The sequence below is a fragment of the uncultured Psychrobacter sp. genome (genome assembly GCF_947488565.1).
GTDB classification, from domain to species: Bacteria; Pseudomonadota; Gammaproteobacteria; order Pseudomonadales; family Moraxellaceae; genus Psychrobacter; species Psychrobacter saeujeotis.
Map to the genome: position 1 here is coordinate 557,386 of NZ_CANKZC010000002.1, position 18,379 is coordinate 575,764.

Annotated in this window: 17 protein-coding genes and 1 pseudogene; 12 read left to right on the forward strand and 6 right to left on the reverse strand. The window is 43.0% G+C overall.

Features of this window, described 5'->3' with window-relative positions:
• Positions 1 to 142: 142 nt before the first annotated feature.
• Complete coding sequence (gene dapB, locus Q0890_RS06650) at positions 143 to 973, reverse strand: 4-hydroxy-tetrahydrodipicolinate reductase (RefSeq protein WP_299218803.1); 831 nt, start codon at positions 971 to 973, stop codon at positions 143 to 145.
• A 323-nt stretch (positions 974 to 1,296) separates the two neighbouring features.
• On the reverse strand, positions 1,297 to 2,433 hold the full coding sequence (gene dnaJ, locus Q0890_RS06655; protein ID WP_299218805.1) for a molecular chaperone DnaJ: 1,137 nt from the start codon (positions 2,431 to 2,433) through the stop codon (positions 1,297 to 1,299).
• A 387-nt stretch (positions 2,434 to 2,820) separates the two neighbouring features.
• On the opposite strand from dnaJ, the gene Q0890_RS06660 reads away from it, so the two are divergent.
• Positions 2,821 to 3,480: a DUF2939 domain-containing protein gene (locus tag Q0890_RS06660; RefSeq protein ID WP_299218807.1), complete on the forward strand. Its 660-nt coding sequence runs from the start codon at positions 2,821 to 2,823 to the stop codon at positions 3,478 to 3,480.
• A gap of 116 nt (positions 3,481 to 3,596) precedes the next feature.
• Here Q0890_RS06660 and Q0890_RS06665 read toward each other — a convergent pair whose 3' ends face one another.
• Both Q0890_RS06665 and Q0890_RS06670 read right to left on the reverse strand, forming a co-directional pair.
• Positions 3,597 to 4,670: a thioredoxin fold domain-containing protein gene (locus tag Q0890_RS06665; protein WP_299218809.1), complete on the reverse strand. Its 1,074-nt coding sequence runs from the start codon at positions 4,668 to 4,670 to the stop codon at positions 3,597 to 3,599.
• A 394-nt stretch (positions 4,671 to 5,064) separates the two neighbouring features.
• The gene (locus Q0890_RS06670) at positions 5,065 to 5,769 is read right to left on the reverse strand and encodes a pseudouridine synthase (RefSeq protein WP_299218810.1); all 705 of its coding nucleotides are present in this window, start codon (positions 5,767 to 5,769) and stop codon (positions 5,065 to 5,067) included.
• Between the two features lie 223 nt (positions 5,770 to 5,992).
• On the opposite strand from Q0890_RS06670, the gene Q0890_RS06675 reads away from it, so the two are divergent.
• The 4 genes from Q0890_RS06675 to Q0890_RS06690 all read left to right on the forward strand — a co-directional run bounded on the left by Q0890_RS06675 (position 5,993) and on the right by Q0890_RS06690 (position 9,647).
• Complete coding sequence (locus tag Q0890_RS06675) at positions 5,993 to 6,589, forward strand: YigZ family protein (protein ID WP_299218811.1); 597 nt, start codon at positions 5,993 to 5,995, stop codon at positions 6,587 to 6,589.
• Positions 6,590 to 6,649: 60 nt separating this feature from the next.
• Complete coding sequence (locus tag Q0890_RS06680) at positions 6,650 to 7,681, forward strand: alpha/beta fold hydrolase (RefSeq protein WP_299218813.1); 1,032 nt, start codon at positions 6,650 to 6,652, stop codon at positions 7,679 to 7,681.
• 211 nt (positions 7,682 to 7,892) lie between these two features.
• Complete coding sequence (locus Q0890_RS06685) at positions 7,893 to 9,050, forward strand: alpha/beta fold hydrolase (protein WP_299218814.1); 1,158 nt, start codon at positions 7,893 to 7,895, stop codon at positions 9,048 to 9,050.
• Positions 9,051 to 9,098: 48 nt separating this feature from the next.
• A complete protein-coding gene (locus Q0890_RS06690; RefSeq protein ID WP_299218816.1) occupies positions 9,099 to 9,647 on the forward strand; it encodes an acyl-CoA thioesterase in 549 nt (182 codons plus the stop codon).
• A gap of 78 nt (positions 9,648 to 9,725) precedes the next feature.
• Here Q0890_RS06690 and Q0890_RS06695 read toward each other — a convergent pair whose 3' ends face one another.
• Positions 9,726 to 10,706, reverse strand: coding sequence for a GlxA family transcriptional regulator (locus Q0890_RS06695; protein WP_299218817.1), 981 nt, complete (start codon positions 10,704 to 10,706; stop codon positions 9,726 to 9,728).
• Positions 10,707 to 10,884: 178 nt separating this feature from the next.
• Here Q0890_RS06695 and Q0890_RS06700 point away from each other — a divergent pair, with 178 nt between their 5' ends.
• From Q0890_RS06700 to Q0890_RS06730, 7 genes and pseudogenes are all read left to right on the forward strand, one after another.
• Positions 10,885 to 12,165, forward strand: coding sequence for a M24 family metallopeptidase (locus Q0890_RS06700; protein WP_299218818.1), 1,281 nt, complete (start codon positions 10,885 to 10,887; stop codon positions 12,163 to 12,165).
• A gap of 291 nt (positions 12,166 to 12,456) precedes the next feature.
• The gene (locus tag Q0890_RS06705) at positions 12,457 to 13,908 is read left to right on the forward strand and encodes a sodium:solute symporter (RefSeq protein ID WP_299218820.1); all 1,452 of its coding nucleotides are present in this window, start codon (positions 12,457 to 12,459) and stop codon (positions 13,906 to 13,908) included.
• A gap of 132 nt (positions 13,909 to 14,040) precedes the next feature.
• Positions 14,041 to 14,379 (forward strand): RidA family protein, encoded by a 339-nt coding sequence (locus Q0890_RS06710; RefSeq protein WP_299218821.1) that lies wholly within the window; start codon positions 14,041 to 14,043, stop codon positions 14,377 to 14,379.
• 265 nt (positions 14,380 to 14,644) lie between these two features.
• Positions 14,645 to 15,901, forward strand: coding sequence for an FAD-binding oxidoreductase (locus tag Q0890_RS06715; RefSeq protein ID WP_299218822.1), 1,257 nt, complete (start codon positions 14,645 to 14,647; stop codon positions 15,899 to 15,901).
• Positions 15,902 to 16,049: 148 nt separating this feature from the next.
• Positions 16,050 to 16,136 (forward strand): annotated as a pseudogene (locus tag Q0890_RS06720) (IS1 family transposase); the annotation flags it as partial.
• A gap of 172 nt (positions 16,137 to 16,308) precedes the next feature.
• Positions 16,309 to 16,500 carry a hypothetical protein gene (locus tag Q0890_RS06725; RefSeq protein ID WP_299218824.1) on the forward strand — a complete coding sequence of 64 codons (192 nt, stop codon included), beginning with the start codon at positions 16,309 to 16,311 and terminating at the stop codon, positions 16,498 to 16,500.
• Positions 16,501 to 16,689: 189 nt separating this feature from the next.
• On the forward strand, positions 16,690 to 17,067 hold the full coding sequence (locus Q0890_RS06730; RefSeq protein WP_299218825.1) for a DsrE family protein: 378 nt from the start codon (positions 16,690 to 16,692) through the stop codon (positions 17,065 to 17,067).
• Between the two features lie 273 nt (positions 17,068 to 17,340).
• Here Q0890_RS06730 and Q0890_RS06735 read toward each other — a convergent pair whose 3' ends face one another.
• The gene (locus Q0890_RS06735; protein WP_299218827.1) at positions 17,341 to 18,330 is read right to left on the reverse strand and encodes a (p)ppGpp synthetase; all 990 of its coding nucleotides are present in this window, start codon (positions 18,328 to 18,330) and stop codon (positions 17,341 to 17,343) included.
• Between the last annotated feature and the right edge of the window lie 49 nt (positions 18,331 to 18,379).

Consider the following 18,379-nt stretch of genomic DNA (forward strand, 5'->3'; position numbering starts at 1 on the left):
ACCGCCCTTTTTCGTGTGTTTGTCTGTTAACGTTAAAAATTCTAACACCATGATCTACGCAGTGATTATTAATGTGCAGTGGTTGTTAATAGGTCTTAGGACTGGTTAATGCTTTAAGTTATTTTTAAGTTATAGATGATAACTACTCATTTAAACCCAACACATCTTGCATATTGTATTGTCCAGCTTGCTGCTGAATAATCCAAGTCGCCGCGCGTACGGCACCTGCAGCAAAAGTCATGCGCGCGCGGGCTCGGTGGGTAATCTCCACTACTTCGCCATCCGCGATAAACATGACCGTATGATCACCAATTATCTCGCCGCCGCGAATAGCATGAATACCGATCGTACCTGTTTCACGTGCCCCTGTTTGGCCTTCACGGCCATAGTTGGCGACGTCTTTTAGATGCTGTCCACGTGCTTCTGCAACAGCCTCTGCCATCATATAAGCGGTGCCTGATGGAGCGTCAATTTTATGCTTATGATGTGCTTCGATGACCTCAACATCAGCATCTGTACCAAATGCTTTTGCTGCCATGTTCAATAGCTTCAATGACAAATTAACACCAGTAGAGTAGTTGCCAGCGTAGACAATGGCCGTATGCTTGCTGGCCTCAAACAACACTTGCTCTTGCTGTGTACTAAACCCCGTCGTACCAATAACCATCGCTACCTGATGCTCAGCACAAATTTGCATGTTTTGTTCGGTGGCATCGGGTAAGCTAAAGTCGATTAAGACATCTATGTCATCAATTACCGCACTCAAGTCATCGACGACTTGTATACCTAAACGTCCTATAGCGGCTACCTCTCCTGCATCAGCGCCGACTAAGCTGGAACCTTGACGCTCAATAGCTGCGCTTAGTGACGTTTGCGGATTGTCTTGCACTGCTTCGATTAGCATACGCCCCATACGACCGCCAGCACCGATAACGCCGACATTGATAAATTGTCCTTTCGCTTGTTGAGTCATATTCTTTCCTAAAGCCTTAGTATTTTATATGGTTATTTTTGAGGTTAGATAGTTGATACTAAATTAAATGGATACACCAGATCATGACGCGAGACTGGGAAAAATTTTCTTGCATGCTGTGTCTACGCTGACAGAAGCTGCGCAAAATTTGTCCCAGTCTCACTGACTCTCTTTTATATTGACCTGACTATAGATAACCTATACTAAATATCATAGCATGAATTATTTTTTATATAGCCATTAAAAAGCCCAATAGTTTCACGTGAAACTATTGGGCTAAAATATTTAGATTGATTAAGTCAAACGATTAGTTGCACAATCTATTAGTCGAACAATTCGCCAATCTTCTTAAAGAATGATTTCTTATGTGGCGACTGTTGATGTTTGCTATCATCATCGAGCGTATCTTGGAATTGGCGTAGCAAGTCCTTTTGCTCACGATTTAGGTTCACCGGCGTCTCGATGACCACTCGGCAAATCAAATCACCCTGCATCGTTGTACGTACAGGTGTGACACCTTTACCGCGCACGCGTAATAACTTACCGCTTTGTGTCCCTTCAGCAACTTTGATTTTTACCTTACCATCTAAAGTTGGGATTTCGACTTCTTTACCAAGTGCTGCATCAGTAATGCTAACAGGCACATCCATATACAGATCCGCACCTTGACGAGTAAAGACATTATGCGGTTTGACGCGTACTTCAACATACAAGTCGCCGTTCTGCACGCCTGCCCCGCCCGCTTCGCCTTCACCAGCCAGACGTACGCGATCACCATCATCGACCCCTGCTGGAATAGAAACTTCTAGCGTACGTGACTTTTCTTTGACGCCATCACCATGACAGTCAGGACATGGGTTTTTAATCTGTTTACCCGTGCCACCACAATGCGGACAAGCTTGCTGTACCGCAAAGAAACCTTGCTGCATACGAATCTGACCTTGACCATGACAGGTCTGACACGTAACCACATCAGAGGCGTCTTTTGCGCCTTTACCATCACAAGTATCACAAGGGGCTGGTGCAGTAAAGCTGATCTCTTTTTTGCAGCCACGTACTGCTTCTTCTAATGTCAGCTCGATTACATAACGCAGATCAGAACCACGGCGTGAACGCCCGCCGCCGCCACCGCGTGACTGACCAAAGATATCACCGAAGTTTCCAAAGATATCGCCAAAGATATCTTGGAAGTTACCTGCGCCTGCCCCGCCAAAGCCGCCGCCGCCCATGCCATTTTCAAAAGCGGCATGACCCATACGATCATAGGCTGAGCGTTTGTCTGCATCGCTCAAGACTTCATATGCCATGGACGCTTCTTTGAATTTTTCTTCCGCTTCAGGGTCGTCAGAATTACGATCGGGATGATACTTCATTGCCAGCTTGCGGTATGAACGTTTGATCTCTTTGTTATCTGCAGTCTTACTGACGCCTAATACTTCATAAAAATCACGCTTACTCATGGGCTCTCCTCTCGTCATTACAGTCACGCCAACGGGCAAATTCATCAACCAACATATTAATTCTTACAATTAGGTATCTGCAGATGTTTCATGTGAAACATTAGCTATATGATAAAAATGTAGGAAGTATATGAAAATTGCGAGTTAAAATGGCAGTGTGCTGCTTTAACCAAATCAATTAATATATGTTTGCGCTATTAATGGAGACCCTAAGTTGATTTATCAAGTTACCAAATTATTAAATTATCGATTGCGGTATCAACGCTCATATAGTCATTACTCAGGCAGCAAACCTACGTAACATTTTCACACTTATATTGACCAAAGTCATGCTAGTATTTATCGCCATATTGATAACATCAAGTCCGCTAAAAGGTAGCCCAATCAATGAAAAAGCTTATAACACTGTTTACATTATTGGTCGTCATTATAGTCGCCATTTATGTAGGTTCGCCTTATTACAGCGCCTACCAGCTCAAAAATGCTTATGATGATAAAGATGGTGCGACTATTGCGGCTGCCATCAATTACGACCGAGTACGGCCCAATATAAAGACCCAACTGACCAGTAGATTCGCCAATACAATGAATCAGTACCCATTGGTTGCAGAGCTTGGCGGTGAGCCTTTGGCAAAAGCGGCCAATAGCTTTATTGTGCAGGCAGTAGATAGCTCAGTTACTCCGCAAAATATCGAGAGGCTGATCAATACTCAAGGACAAGCCAATACTGCGACCAAAGAGCTTGCCGCCGCTTGGGCAATCTCTAGCAATCAAATTGATCTTAAAAACCTTATTCAGGACTTGATTATTCATCGCGGTGATGTCGATATCGTAGTCAAACAACAAGTGCAGCAGATGATGAATCAGCAAGCCGCCCAGTTAGAGCAGCAGGCAGCTCAAGGGACAGACAGCGATAAGCCGACCTTAAACTTTTGTGGTCTTAATTGTTTTACCATTAGTGGTCAAGTCAAAGGCTACCCGATTACTATAAAGATGCAGCGTGAAGGCTTTATCGACTGGAAAATTGTAGATGTCGTGTTGCCATAAACGATATAGTCCTACCCTAAATCTTGAATAAAATACAATGAAAAACCGCCCTATAAGCATAGTTTATGGGGCGGTTTTTTATTGACGATCTTTCGTAAGAAGAATGACAAGGGTATCTACTTGACTCCCAAGAACTCTAAAAACTCAGGACTCTCAAAACTGGCTTGATAGAGCACCCCATCTTCACGGTAGATTGCAGGCGTGGCTATAACAGCCAATCCAGCTGCCTTTTCACGGTTTGGTGTTACATAATCTGCGCTACAGCTGGCTGGTGCCGGTGTCATCGCACCCGTTAGCATGGCTTTATCAAAAGCTTTACGACGACTGTCATCATCTGCCTGACACCAAATACCACGCATTTGCTCTGGTGACTGCTCATATATTGGATAGCCGATAACTTTTACAGTCACGCCTTTTGCATTGAGCATCGGTAATTGTTGATGCAGTCTGCGGCAATAAGGACAATTCACATCGTCGGCTACATAGATAACGGCTCTCTCAGCGCTAGTCGCCGGATAGGTTATTAATTGTTTGTCATCTAAGGTTTTAAACACTGACTGGTTTTTACGCTTTTCAAACTCTTCATCCAGTCCGGTAAACTGACCATTCTCAATGACGGATATCTCACCATCGGTAATATATTGCGCGTCATCGGATAATAAAAACGGCACGCCCTCTAACGTCGCGCCCCAAAGCACGCCCGGTACCGCGGTATAAAAGAACGGTGTTTTGGCACTCATGTTTTTAAGCTCGTTCATATTAGCAAGTACCGCAGATTTGACCGCAGCGCTCACCGGCATACCTACTTGCGCACTATTGCTACGCGCTGGGGTGTTGGTCACAACACGCTTGCTTGGGTTCTTTTGTAGCTCGCCTTGGATGACATATTTGCCATCGGCAGTGATATGTAGCGGCGGCTGCCCTGCCAAATCGACTTGATACATATTAGGCAAGTTAGAAGGGTTAATCGCTAGTATTTGAGTTTTGATACCGGCTTGGGCTAGTACTTGACGTAAACGGCTGTCGATATCAGCGCTGACGGACTTGCTTGCTGAGCTATTTTGCGCAGTTATCGGAGCATTTTTTGATTGGTCAGCACTGGTAGTAGATGAGGTTGGCTGAGCACAAGCGCTAGTGGCCAATAATAAAGCGCTAATAATACTAGCAGATTTTAATAAGGTTAGTTTCACAACAGAAATCCTATCGAATAAGCATAAAGTCATAAATAACGAGTGCAAAAACAGTGCGTCAAAACACTATCTAAAAACATAGATTAAATAATTAGGATGACTTTAGCACACCGGAGAAATTTAGAAAGGAGTTGCTAGTTAAGGTTGCAAAAGAGCTACTTGAGCTTAAGGGAGGCGTAATAGAGGCTTAAACGTATAATAGAAATCGATATATGGTAGATTAGGCTATCTATGAGTAGGCTGGGTTTTTAACCCAGCCAATTGTCATGAAGAATTGTAATATTAGATAATAAAATCTGGCTTAAGAACGAATAGTATTTTAAGTCAGATAAAATGACATAATAGAAAAAGCTGGGTTAAAAACCCAGCCTACAAAATATTAGCTTACTAGCTTTTAAAACTTCTCAACTTCATCAGGGGTTAAAAAGCGACTATCACCTTTTTCTAACCCTTCTAGCGTGATATGTCCGATACTGGCGCGGTGTAGCTCAACAACCTTATTACCAAAATAACCCATCATGCGTTTAACTTGATGATACTTACCCTGCTCTAGTGTCAGGCGCGCATGGGTTTCGTCGATGAATTCAAGCGTCGCAGGTTTGGTCGGCTCGTAATCTCCTTCTAGTAAAATACCTTCAGCGACTTTTTTGATGGCTTTTTCTTGTGCATCGCTGTCCATCGGATCCGCTAAGGTCAGCTCGTAGACTTTTGCGTGCTCATGTTTAGGGCTGGTGACACGGTGTAGCCAACCACCATCATCACTCATCAGTAACGCGCCAGTGGTATCCACATCGAGGCGTCCAGCGATACGCAAACTGCCCAATTCTGGTACTGCGATCAGCTCGGTGACGATAGGGTATTCTTTAGCCTTTAACGTACATTCAAAGCCTTCTGGCTTATGCAATAGAATATAACGATTGCCTGTCGCCACTGACAGTGGTTCGCCTACCCACATGACATCATCGTTAATGATATCGACATGTACACCAGGATCTTTGATAACTTCGTCGTTGACGGTGACCTCGCCTGCGTGCAGAATTTTTTTGGATTCTTTGCGCGACAGTTCCGTGGCTTTACTAATAAATTTATCTAAACGCATGCTATTTGCTACCATTAGTTTTGTTATAGTGAGGCAAGTTTAACATATCCCATCTAAACCTAGGTGCATCATCAAAACAATATAGCCGCTAAAAATAAAACTGCGATATAGGTAACGTGCTACTAAAAATAATTTTTCCTTGTGTGCTGTGCCTACGCAGACAGAGGCTACGCAAAATTTGTTTTTAGTGGCACTATGTCTAATTTCAGATTGGATTAATTATATGAGTTATCACACCCTGCAAAAAGTCGTCACTGCTCGTCTTGAAATCAAGAAATCTGAATTCATTACTTATGCCTATCCGGTCACCACGCGTGAACAAGCCATGTTTCACGTGGAACAGCTGCGCGAACAATATCCTGATGCGCGGCATTGGTGCTGGGCTTATATCATCGGTGACCCTGATAATACAACGAGCGCAGGCTTTGATGACGATGGCGAGCCCAATGGTACAGCAGGTCGGCCAATTCTAAACGTCCTACAACACAAGTCTATTGGTAACGTCATTATTATTGTGGTGCGTTATTTTGGTGGTATTAAACTGGGTGCTGGCGGCCTGACTCGTGCTTATGCAGGCTCTGCGCAAGCGGCAGTGGATGAGATGATACTGCGCCCTTACGTACCAATGGCGCAAGTACAGATACTAGCGGAGTTCGCGACTGAAGCGCAATGTCGTTATATAGTAGAAAGCCTAAACGGTAGTATTGATGACGTAAATTATAGCAAGCAGGTTACATTAACCGTGACTATTGCTGAACAAGATATTGAGCGTCTAAAAGAGCGTCTGGCAATAGATGGGCGGGTGCTAGAGAATGAGTAATTACCGCTACTTTTAAGAATAAACAGCAACAAAATAATCAGTCAAACCAAGAGAGTTGCCATGTCAGTACTTAACCTAGCAGAATTGAAAACCCCGCCTATTATCAATGGTAATACTTTTAACTTTGAGCCCTTTGAGCCGCCTTTTTGGCTCAGCAATGCCCACTTACAAACCATCCTGCCTACTGTCCTTGTCAAACATAATCCTGCCTATCGTCGCGAGCTAATACTAGACTCTCATCAAATCAGCGAGGTAGCTTATGATTTCATCGATAACAGTGAGCCACAACCGCAGCACAATCAACGCTATAAAACGCCATTAGTAGTCTTATTTCATGGGATGGAGGGCAGTAGTGCCAGCCATTATGCTCGAACGTTAGCCACTTATGTCGAGCAGCAAGGCTGGCACTTTGTGGTAGGACATTTTCGTGGCTGCGGCGGCGTGCCAATGTCTAATGAGGTGGTCTATCATGCTGGTGATAGCGAAGAGACCCATCATACGCTGGGAGTACTGGCCGAGCGCTACGAAACTATTTATGCTTTGGGCGTCTCGCTAGGGGGCAACTTATTGGCACGTTATATGGCAGATTATGCTGATGATGCCATTTGTGCAGCCGCAGCAGTGGTATCGGCGCCCCTTGATTTGGCATCAGCAACCACGGCAATGGAAAATCTGATAGGTCGCAGGCTCTATACCCCCTATTTACTAAACCCCATGCTGACCAAGGTTTTGAGTCAGCGGTTAGATGTTACAGAGCTCAATAAAATTACTGCCAGTGAGCGCATTCAGGAGTTTGATGAGGCCTTTACTGCGCCGCGCTTGGGTTACCGATCGCCTTATGATTACTATCGTCAAGCTTCAGCGATGCCGCACCTGCATAAAATTAGCAAACCGACCTTGATTATCACGGCTAAAGACGACCCTTTTTTAGGTATTAACGCTACAGCAGGTGATGTCTCAAACAGCGTGATATTGTACGAGCCGGTGCATGGTGGCCACATTGGCTTTGTACGTTGGAAAGACAAAGGATTAGATACCAATTGGGTGCCAGAAACAGCGCTACAGTTTTTTAACACCGCTGCGTCTGCATGAAGAACTTCTCTTTGCAGCAATCCTCTTCCTGTTAATCTTACTCAGATAATCTTATTCAGACTTTGACCATGTCATAAATATTAGGCCAGTTGATACCATTTTAATAGTCATCTTCAAGTAACCATCCGTTCACTGAAAGTCATTGGTTTTAACCCTGTCAGTCGGTATGATAAGTCACTGTTTTTGATAACAACTTATATAAGACTGTCCTATGCAAACTTCAAAACCTTCAAAGACCGCAAAGCCTTCAAACACCGCAAAGCCATTTGCTCCTGCTCCCTTTAAGCCACCGTTTTGGCTGACCAATCCACATCTGCAAAGTATCTTGCCCAAGTTTTTTGCGCCAGAGGTACCAAAGTATCGGCGGGCAGTCAAGCAAGACTCATTATGTGAGACAGACATTGCTTACGACTTTTACGATGCACATTCAATAGAGGCAGCGAACGACGGTACGCTTGAGCAAACACCTTTAGTCGTGCTATTTCACGGCATGGAAGGCAGTAGCGATAGCCATTATGCGCGGGCATTGGCGTATCAAATGCATCGCGATGGCTGGCACTTTGTAGTGGCACACTTTCGCAGCTGCGGCGGTATTCCGGCTAACGGGCGCGTATTTTATAATGCCGGTGACACTGAAGAGGTGCATCACATGCTGCAAAATTTACGTGAGCAGTATGCCCATATCTATGCGGTAGGCGTCTCGCTAGGTGGTAATGCGCTGGCAAAATACATGGGTGAATATGGTGATGAAGCGCTATGCGAGGGTGCCGTGGTCATCTCCGCGCCTGTCGATATGTCATCAGCTGCGCTAAGCATGCATAGCTTCTTGAGTCACCGTATCTATACGCCGTATTTGCTCAATCCAATTATCAAAAAAGCCTTATCAAATGACATAAGTGAAGAGGAAATTGCCTCTATCAAGTCGGTCAATCGTATCAGTGATTTTGATAATATCTTTACCGCGCCGCGTCATGGCTATCGCTCCAAAAACGACTATTACCACTCCTCATCGGCGCTACCCTACTTAATAAATGTCACCCATCCGCTACTGCTGATTAGTGCCAAAGATGACCCCTTTATTGGCTTTACCGCCACTCAGGGTGATGTCTCTGATAGCGTCACTATCCTTGATACCGACCATGGTGGCCATATTGGTTACCTGCGTTATCGCTCAGCTAGCAAACAGGCCGACAAGGTGAAATCCAGCTCTAAGCAATCGAAAAACAATGGTAAAAAAACCAAAACCTCAAAATTCGATATCAATTGGATACCTGAAACCGTTAGTGCCTTTTTTCACTCGATTGGCATTCCGTCTAATGATATTTCACTTAATAATGTTTCATCTGAAAACGCTTCATCCAATGAATGACCATCTAATAAACCATAACCCTAAGCCTTAAATTATTGAGAGTCTGTCATGTATCCATTTTTTCGTTATGCTAAATCTATCACTAAGGCTGTCATCGCTAACAAAAAAGGCGATCAATTAGACTTAGCAGATACCAGCGAGATTGAGATTCGTTGTAGTTTGACAGACATTGATAATTTTTTAGAGATGAATAATGGTCGCGTGCTGACGTTGTTCGATTTGGGACGTACTGACTTTGCCATTCGTACTGGCCTTGGTAAACAATTACTACATAAACGTTGGGGGCTAGTTGTAGCTGGTAGCACCGTACAATATCGCAAACGCATTCGCGCTTTTGATAAAGTCACGATTAAGACGCACGTCGCTGCTATTGATGAGCGCTGGATCTACGTGGAACAATCAATGTGGGTGAAAGGCAAGCCCTGCTCGTCTGCCCTACTACGAACAGGCGTCACTAGCAAAGGGCGCGTGATTGAGACTCAAGAAGTGCTGGATGCGATGAGTAAATCTGATTGGGATATGCCACCAACTGGATACGTAGCCGAATGGATTGAGAGTGATGATGACCGTCCGTGGCCGCCAAGGGTTGAGAGTTAACCTAAACTCTAAGCTTATCAAACATTAAAACCTATATGTTTTCCTGTTGGAAGCTTAACATTAGTAAGACAAAATGGGCTATATCAGCTGATTCTCTTGCCGGTAATGGTTTGGTGTCATGCCATAGTATTTTTTGAAGGTGCTAGAGAATGCACTGTTATCGATAAAGCCGCTTGCTAGTACGATTTGGCTAATAGGCAAAGAAGTATGTTTAAGAATATATTTGGCGTGTTCAAGCCGCAATTGCACGTAATACTGCTGCGGTGAACAACTAAAACTTTTATTAAATATGCGCTGTAATTGTCTACTTGATAATCCCAGATGATGGGCAATATCCTTAACGCTCAAAGGCTCTTCAAGATTGGTTTTCATCAAGGCAATAGCATTTGTCACATTGGTATAGCTACTACTCAGTATTTTTGGCTTGGGCATATGCTGTACGTAAGTCGGCTCACGTATAGAGGTGATAATAAACATATCTTGTATCTTGGAGACGATGTGATGACCATGATGCGTGTTGATGATATGTAAGGTCATATCCAATGCGCAAACCCCGCCCGAACAAGAGTATAGCTGCGGTGCTATCGTAAATATCTGGTCATTAAAAATAACGCCCGGATAGCTTTCTTGGGCCACGCTTATGTTCTCCCAATGCAGGGAGGCTGTTTGTTGTTCCAGTAAGCCTGCAGCAGCCAATGCTAGCGCCCCTGTACACAAGCCGCCAAGGGCAATATTGCGTACTGCCAATCGTCGAATTAAGGTAATAAGTTTTCTAGATTTTAAATAGTCTGTTTGATGTCCTCCGCATACAAATACCAAGTCGCAGGTTAATAAGTAGTCAAGCCCTGCAGTATGACTTATCTTAATATCGTTACTGCTACTGGTTTTATCGTCATCAAGCCCTGCGACCACCCACGAGTATAAAAGTTGCTCGCTCACATAATTTGCCATTCGAAGTGGCTCAATGATATTGCTGAACGCTAACATAGAAAAGCCATTGATCAGTAAAAACCCAATACGCCGAGGCTTGTCTGTCATCTTTTTTGTGATCTGAGTCATTTTTTATCGCCTTCAGAGCGCACTTCAACTTCTGGCTAATGTTGAGTTATTTATCCATATGTCCGATTATAAACATAAAATGTCGCTTATGAAAAACTATCTTATTATTTTTACCTCTAGTATCGAAGGTGTTCTTAGTTAATTCTTAATTAATGACTACCTACTCTGGAGACGTCCCATGTCAACACTCAAAGATCTTACTAGTACATTATCTTTCGATGGCGCATCAGATAACTCATTGAATAATTTGCATCTTCCAAGTCTAATCGAAATTAAAAATGGTCAAAAAGTGACGCCAACTTTTAGCCATCAAGAATACGCCAATCGTCATGAGAAACTGCGTGAATATTTAGATAGCCAAAATATTGCAGCGGTACTCTTTACTTCGATGCATAACATCAATTACTACTCTGACTTTATATATTGCTCGTTTGGGCGACCTTATGGACTGGTCATTTCTGCACAAGAAGTCGTATCCATCTCAGCCAATATCGATGGTGGACAGCCTTGGCGTCGTACTGTCGGTGACAACAATATTGTTTATACAGACTGGCAGCGTGATAACTATTTTAAAGCCATTGCCAAGCAAATCCCCAATAACGGCCGTGTCGGTCTTGAGTTTGATCATCTGCCATTAGATAGCTTTGCCAAGCTTAAAGCAAGCTTACCCAATGTAGAGTTTGTCGATATCAGCGCCGCATGCATGACCATGAGAATGATCAAGTCCGCTGAGGAGATCGCGCTCATCAAAAAAGGCGCGCAGGTGTGTGATATTGGCGGCGCAGCCTTGGTGCAAGCGGTTTATGATGGCGTGCCTGAATACGAGGTTGCATTGGCGTCTACCCAAGCGATGGTTCGCGCTATTGGTGAGCAGTTTGGTCACGTTGAGCTGATGGACACCTGGACATGGTTCCAGTCAGGTATTAATACGGATGGCGCGCATAATCCTGTGACCAATCGCCGGGTCCAATCGGGCGATATATTGAGCCTGAACTGTTTTTCGATGATAGCAGGCTACTATACTGCGCTTGAGCGTACTTTGTTCTTGGAGACATGTGATGCCGACTCCCTACGCTACTGGCAGATAAATTGTGAAGTACATGAGGCAGGGCTTGAGCTTATCAAACCAGGCGCACGCTGCTGTGATATCGCCCATGAACTCAATAAAATTTATGCAAAATATGACTTATTAGAAAAACGCAGCTTTGGTTATGGTCACTCTTTTGGTGTCCTGAGCCACTACTATGGCCGCGAGGCGGGACTTGAGCTACGTGAAGACATCGAAACCGTGCTTGAGCCGGGTATGGTCGTCTCGATGGAACCGATGATTATGATTCCGGAGGGTATGCCGGGTGCTGGCGGTTATCGAGAGCATGATATTTTAGTCATCAATGAGACGGGTGCTGAGAATATCACAGGCTTTAAGTACGGACCTGAGCACAATATTATCGGTCGTTAATGTATAGGCGCTTTTAACAAATACTGTCTATATTGAGTGGACTTACTAATATTGAATGGCTTTAGTATAAGCTCTTTATTCCAAGCCCGCCAATATAGATTATTCGCCTCATACGATACCATTATTTTCACTTTTTACTTATTAAGGAAATAACATTATGGACCTGTTTCTTAACAGCTGGACGTTGTTTTGGTTTTTAACCATCAATGTACTGACGCTATTACTGGCAGCAAGTTATTTCTTCGTAGAGCGTCATAACAAATAATGCAGTAAACATTACGAGGGATCGACATGTTTATCAATTGGATGATATTGTTAGCAGCAATTGCGCTTCTCATTTTATTGGCTAGTAAAGCGGCAAAAGTCATGTCAGCGGATGACGAAAGTGGCTTTTTAGTCGCTGGTCGCTCATTAGGGCCTTTTGTCATGGCGGGTACTGTCGTGGCGACTGGATTTAGTGGTTGGGGCTTTATGGGCTCACCTGGTGCCGCCTACCAATACGGAACGATTGAGCTTTTGGGAAATTTCTTTTTTGCCCCCGCCATGGTAGTCGCCGTACTATTCTTTGCAGTCTATCTGCGCAATAGAGCTGTGAAGATGGGTAGTAGTACCATTCCTGAATTTATCGTTAATTTGCACTGTGATGATCGGGATTCAGTATCTGCTCGCACTTTACGTATTATCACGTCTGTGGGCATGATTATATTTTTGACCGTATTTTTAACGGCACAGGTAAGAGCACTTGGCATGTTGGGTAGTAGCTGGCTTGGTATTTCACCGCTGTTTGCTTCTGCGCTTTTATTGGTAATCATTACTATTTATACCATGGCAGGCGGTCTGCTGGCTGTTGCTTGGACCGACACTTTTATGGTGATTGGGATGACAACCGCTGCTATTTACATTGTGTTTCAGGTATTCACCGACATTCCATTAGCAGATATGATCACTCAGCTAAATGCGATAGATCCAAATCTCATTAATCCAAAAACCTCTAACCCTTATGGGGATGCCAAAGCCTCTGTCTTTCTAGTATTCGTCTATGCGCTTATCTTTAGTACCGCATTACCTTATATGTCAGTGCGTTTTTTGGCGATGAAATCTAATATTAGCATTGCCAAAACAGGATTTTATACGGCCATTCTAGGGTGTATTTTGAGTTTGGTGCCTATCGTTGGCTTATATGTGCGTATCAAAAACCCAGGTCTTGCCAATCCTGATAACGCAATGCCTTGGTATTTGGCCAATGCTATTCCAAGTGTGGTGGGTAGTGTCATCACTTTGTTTATTCTATTTGCCATGAAGTCTACAGCAAACTCCATTATGCACACCTTATCAACGGCGGCCTCACATGATTTGCGTTTGGCCATATTTGATAATAAACCTCGCACTGACGCTGAGCTATTAAGGCTAAATAGATTGTGGGTCGCTATCATGGCGGCTATCGCTTTTATTTCTACCTTCTTCTTACCTGAAGCCATGCTGAGTTTTTTAGGTATATTCTCTAGTGGTACTTTAATGGCGGCCTTATCTGGCGTACTGTTGGTGACTATTTTTTATAAAGGCTCAGCGATGGCTGCTATTGCCTCTATTATCGTCGGTGCTGTTTGTAGTAGTTATCTGTTGACGTCAGGGATTGTTGGCTGGGTAGAGGGGCCGCTGATAGGGTCAGCTGCATCAGCCATCACTTACGTGGTCGTTAGCGTGTTGGTACCTAATAGTAAAAGCAATGCCGTCGTTACCTAAGCATCGTTACCCAAGCATCGTTACTCAAGATAATTTGTTTTAGCAGCATATAGCGCAGCGTTTTTTTACACCATAACCTGTTGATAAAAGTAAATCGTTAACATAATCACTAATAACATAAGGATAAATGTTATGCAAAAACTACACAGTAATCAGCGCATGAGCAAAATCGCCATTCATAATAAGACCATTTATTTATGTGGCCAAGTGGGCAACCCTGAGGATGATATCGCAGCGCAAACCTTGACTTGCCTGCAGAGAGTTGAAGCCTTGCTAAACGAGGTTGGTAGCGATAAATCAAAAATGCTATCGGCCACGGTCTGGGTGAAAAGCATGTCGGATTTTGCCGCCATGAATGAGGTTTGGGATAAGTGGTTTGAGGGCACAGTGCCGCCCATTCGGGCTTGCGGTGAGTCGGCTTTATCAAGCCCTGATTTATTAGTAGAAGTCACTGTTATTGCCGCTGAATAAGCTGGCGGCAGCGTCAATCCAAAAATAAGAAGGATATGATGTTTGATGTCCTTTTTTAGTCATTATCAAAATTGAGAGTAGGCGGGCTGATGGGCGTAACCGCGTACATTTTAAAAATCTTATTGCGGCGTAGCTCGGTACTGCGTTTTTATGGGTCAAGCTACTTTTTATAAATACTAATAGCGGATACGTTTTTTTAATAAGTACTGTTTAATAAGTACTAAGAGGTATTGCTGCTATTGATACCAGCCAGATGAGAGTAATTATGAATAATCAAAATTTTGACATACATATTATTGGTGGTGGCGTCATCGGTTTGACGACAGCGGTGACCTTACAGGCGCGCGGGGTAAAAGTAGTCTTGCTGGAGGCCGATGAGATATGCAAGGGCACATCAATAGGAAACGCGGGGCACTTAGCGACTGAACAGGTCTTTCCTGTGGCGGATGCCAGCATGCTGCGCCATATACCAGCGATGCTGCTTGATCCCACAGGCCCGCTGCGACTAGATTGGCGCTATCTGCCGCGCCTGATGCCGTGGGCATTTCAGCTATTACTCAATATGCGTGCTGAACCGTTTGACCGAATTCATAAGTCCATATTGAACTTAAACAGCAGCAGCCTTGCGGCATGGCAAGACTTTGCCACGCAATTTCATCTCAAGCAGTGGGTGCATACCAGCGGCTCACTATTGACGATTGAGCAGCCGACCAAACTGAGTATCTTGACGGATTATGGCAAGCGCTTGAATGAGGTTGGTGTGCCCAATCACCCCCTAACCAAAGATGAGATCAGCGAATACGAACCTGCTTTAAAAAACGATAACCTTGATGCGCTATATTTTTCTAAAACGGGGCACTTTACCAACTTGCAAGGTATCTACTCTAGTCTGGTTGACAGCTTTAGGGAGCTTGGCGGTCATATCATTGAGCACTGCCGTGTGTTTGAAGCCGTGCCAGGCGAAGAGGGTATTCACCTCAAAACCGAGCAAGGCGATATGGTGGCCAAAAACATAGTGCTCTCAGCAGGCGCCTACTCAAAAGCGCTGGCCCGTCAGCTGACGGGCATAAAAGTGCCGCTAGATACTGAACGCGGTTATCATTTAATGATTCCAAAGGAGGGCAAACGCTTAAACATGTCGGTATCAAGCCTTGATCGGCACTTTATCATGACGCCCATGGAAAAAGGTCTGCGCCTTGCAGGTACGGTAGAGTATGCAGGACTTGACGCGCCGCCCAATATGCAGCGCGCGCACAAGCTGCTACAGCATGCACAGCCGATGCTAAAAGAGCCTTTAGATACTGAGGGTAGTGTGCCGTGGATGGGCTTTCGACCAACGACGGTAGACTCATTGCCCGTCATTGATAGAATCGGGCGCGTGTTTTTGAACTTTGGTCATCATCATTTGGGGCTCACACAATCGGTGGTGAGTGCGCGCATGATAGCGGAGTACTATTTTGACGAGCCGCATACTATCGACCCAACCGCCTATAAGGTGAGCCGCTTTAAAAAGGCTAGTTAAAAGACAAGTGACTGGGTTTTTTGGTAGTGTGTCAGAAAGTATTCTGAGGAAATAAAAGAGAGTGACAGCCAAAGCAAGATGATATATTTGAGGTTATGAATACACAAATAGAAATCAACTGCCCCGACTGTCACAGTTCAATTTTTCGATGTACGGCGTAAAAAGTTATGGTAAGCAAAACTACAAATATAACGATTGCAAACGGCAATTTATTGGCGACCATGCCTTAACTTATAATAACGGTCACTTTAAAATAGAAGACCTCATACGTCTGATGACGGTTAGGAGTTGTGGCATGCAGTACCGTACAATATCGCAAACGTATTCGCGCCTTTAATAAAGTTACAATTAAGACGCACGTCGCTGCTATTGATGAGCGCTGGATATACGTAGAATAATCAATGTGGATGAAAGGCAAGCCTTGCTCATCTGCCCTACTACGGACAGGCGTCACTAGCAAAGGGCGCGTGATTGAGACTCAAAAAGTGCTGGATGCGATGGGCAAATCTGATTGGGATATGCCGCCGACAGGCTACGTAGCCGAATGGATTGAGAGTGATGATGACCGTCCGTGGCCACCTTTAGGTTGGGCTAACTGAAAACGTACTTTTAATCATTTTTTACCACTAATTAACCTTAAGACTACCATTCCATAACATTACATTATATAAATAAATATAATAAATGTTAGGATATTAGTGAGTAGTATATTCAGTTGAATACTATTTAATTAAATGTCATCTAATTAAATAGTATCTAAGTAAATACAGTCTCATAAGGAAAATAAAATGGTTAATAATACGGATTACGTTGGCACGCTATTTGATAATAGTGAATCAAATCCAGGCAAAATTACTTTAGCTTTTACGATGGCAGGTGTTGCGCTTAAAAAAGGTCACTCTGCATCAGTTATATTGATGGTAGACGCGGTACACCTAGCATTGCCTAATGCTTTGGATAACGTCGATATCGGCGCACCGTTTGACCCTGCTAAGGATTTGCTAGAAAACTTTATAGAAAAAGGTGGTAACGTATTGGTCTGCGGTGCATGCATGGAACATAATGGTGTAGAAGAATCTGCCATTGATAAACGCTTTACGAAAATTAGTGGTGATGATGTGGTTGAGCTGCTAATGAATGCGAAGGGATCTTTGCAGTTGAATTAAGCGTTTAAGCTAAGTAATTAGTTTATAAAAATGGGTCAGTTTTCTTAGTCATCTTTTTGATGGTTTTGTGGACTAGCCTATTTTTATCTTGAGGTTTTTTAAACTATTTAATAGTTTCATTTTTTTGAATAGTTTAAAATTTTAAGTAGGGTGCGCCTAGCGCACCCTTTGTTTATCTTACTATTATCTTTTTTAATCCAAAGAAGTAGATAATAAATACTATGACTGGAATAATAATCACAAAGTTAGCTAAGCTTTTAGTACACCCTACAGCTATTCATTAAATGACCAAGGCTGATTATTGTTGTACATGTTCTCTAAAAAAATTAACAGCCAAAGAACTGAAGTACCTTTTTCAAAAGTAGTACTAATAGTGCTTTCAAAATCTATTTGTGTATCTGGTACAAATCTTTTTTCATAACGTAGATACGTGTCTTCAAGATCTTTTATGTTTTCTATGCCTAAAGCTTTTATCCTATCGATCAATGAATCACTAATGAGGCTTTGAGTATTATTTTCCACTATTGATACACTGCAGTTACTACTACCTATTTCATCTTCAATTCTAGTTAAGCTTTCGTTTGTAGTCATAAAAGATAAGAGCGAAGCTTTATCGATTTTAACTTTATCCGGTTTAGTTTTAATTTTTTCACGCATACTATATTCAAACTCCATTATAGTAGAATTTAACTTTACGAACTCAATATCGGCTTGTTCTAGAAGTGCGGCAACTCTATAAAAAGTCCTCTTCGCTGAAGATGGAATTTCAGAAGCACCTTTATAACCTAAGTCATGTTCAATCTCTGCCCATGAGTGTTGTAAAATACTTCTGATTTGAAACTCAAATTTGAAAGTTTCAAAATCTGAGTACTCTGAAAGGATAGTTCTATTTTTTTTCAAACTAGCTACATAATGTAAACTTCTATATCCAAATCTATCAGTATCTATCTCACGCTTATCGACTGAGTTCTCCTGATCTATATCAAACTCTTCTTCCACTACTTTAGCTACTTTATTTACCTCATCTTCAAAGTATGTGATTATACGGACGCCGACTACATCTGTAATATCGTCTAAAGACTTATATTTCTGTTTTGCTAAAATTTTCTTTTCTAAACTATCCCTATCCTTAACTCTGGTTTGTATTTGATGAGCTTTAATACCTTTTTGTTTAAGCAAAGAATTTATAAGCGTCTTGAGAGATTTATCCAGATCCTCTAGTATCTCTCTCTTTTTGTCATATTCTTTCAATATTGAATTCATTTGATAGCTCATCGGATAGGTTGTTACTAGAAGTCGTTAGTCGTATATT

Coding starts and splice junctions, on each gene's coding strand:
- Q0890_RS06705 (WP_299218820.1), top strand. CDS start 12,457: ATGTTTATCAATTGGATGATATTGTTAGCAGCAATTGCGCTTCTCATT.
- Q0890_RS06730 (WP_299218825.1), top strand. CDS start 16,690: ATGGTTAATAATACGGATTACGTTGGCACGCTATTTGATAATAGTGAA.
- Q0890_RS06695 (WP_299218817.1), bottom strand. CDS start 10,706: ATGACTCAGATCACAAAAAAGATGACAGACAAGCCTCGGCGTATTGGG.
- Q0890_RS06735 (WP_299218827.1), bottom strand. CDS start 18,330: ATGAATTCAATATTGAAAGAATATGACAAAAAGAGAGAGATACTAGAG.
- Q0890_RS06680 (WP_299218813.1), top strand. CDS start 6,650: ATGTCAGTACTTAACCTAGCAGAATTGAAAACCCCGCCTATTATCAAT.
- Q0890_RS06660 (WP_299218807.1), top strand. CDS start 2,821: ATGAAAAAGCTTATAACACTGTTTACATTATTGGTCGTCATTATAGTC.
- Q0890_RS06725 (WP_299218824.1), top strand. CDS start 16,309: ATGAAAGGCAAGCCTTGCTCATCTGCCCTACTACGGACAGGCGTCACT.
- dnaJ (WP_299218805.1), bottom strand. CDS start 2,433: ATGAGTAAGCGTGATTTTTATGAAGTATTAGGCGTCAGTAAGACTGCA.
- Q0890_RS06675 (WP_299218811.1), top strand. CDS start 5,993: ATGAGTTATCACACCCTGCAAAAAGTCGTCACTGCTCGTCTTGAAATC.
- dapB (WP_299218803.1), bottom strand. CDS start 973: ATGACTCAACAAGCGAAAGGACAATTTATCAATGTCGGCGTTATCGGT.
- Q0890_RS06690 (WP_299218816.1), top strand. CDS start 9,099: ATGTATCCATTTTTTCGTTATGCTAAATCTATCACTAAGGCTGTCATC.
- Q0890_RS06685 (WP_299218814.1), top strand. CDS start 7,893: ATGCAAACTTCAAAACCTTCAAAGACCGCAAAGCCTTCAAACACCGCA.
- Q0890_RS06670 (WP_299218810.1), bottom strand. CDS start 5,769: ATGCGTTTAGATAAATTTATTAGTAAAGCCACGGAACTGTCGCGCAAA.
- Q0890_RS06715 (WP_299218822.1), top strand. CDS start 14,645: ATGAATAATCAAAATTTTGACATACATATTATTGGTGGTGGCGTCATC.
- Q0890_RS06700 (WP_299218818.1), top strand. CDS start 10,885: ATGTCAACACTCAAAGATCTTACTAGTACATTATCTTTCGATGGCGCA.
- Q0890_RS06710 (WP_299218821.1), top strand. CDS start 14,041: ATGCAAAAACTACACAGTAATCAGCGCATGAGCAAAATCGCCATTCAT.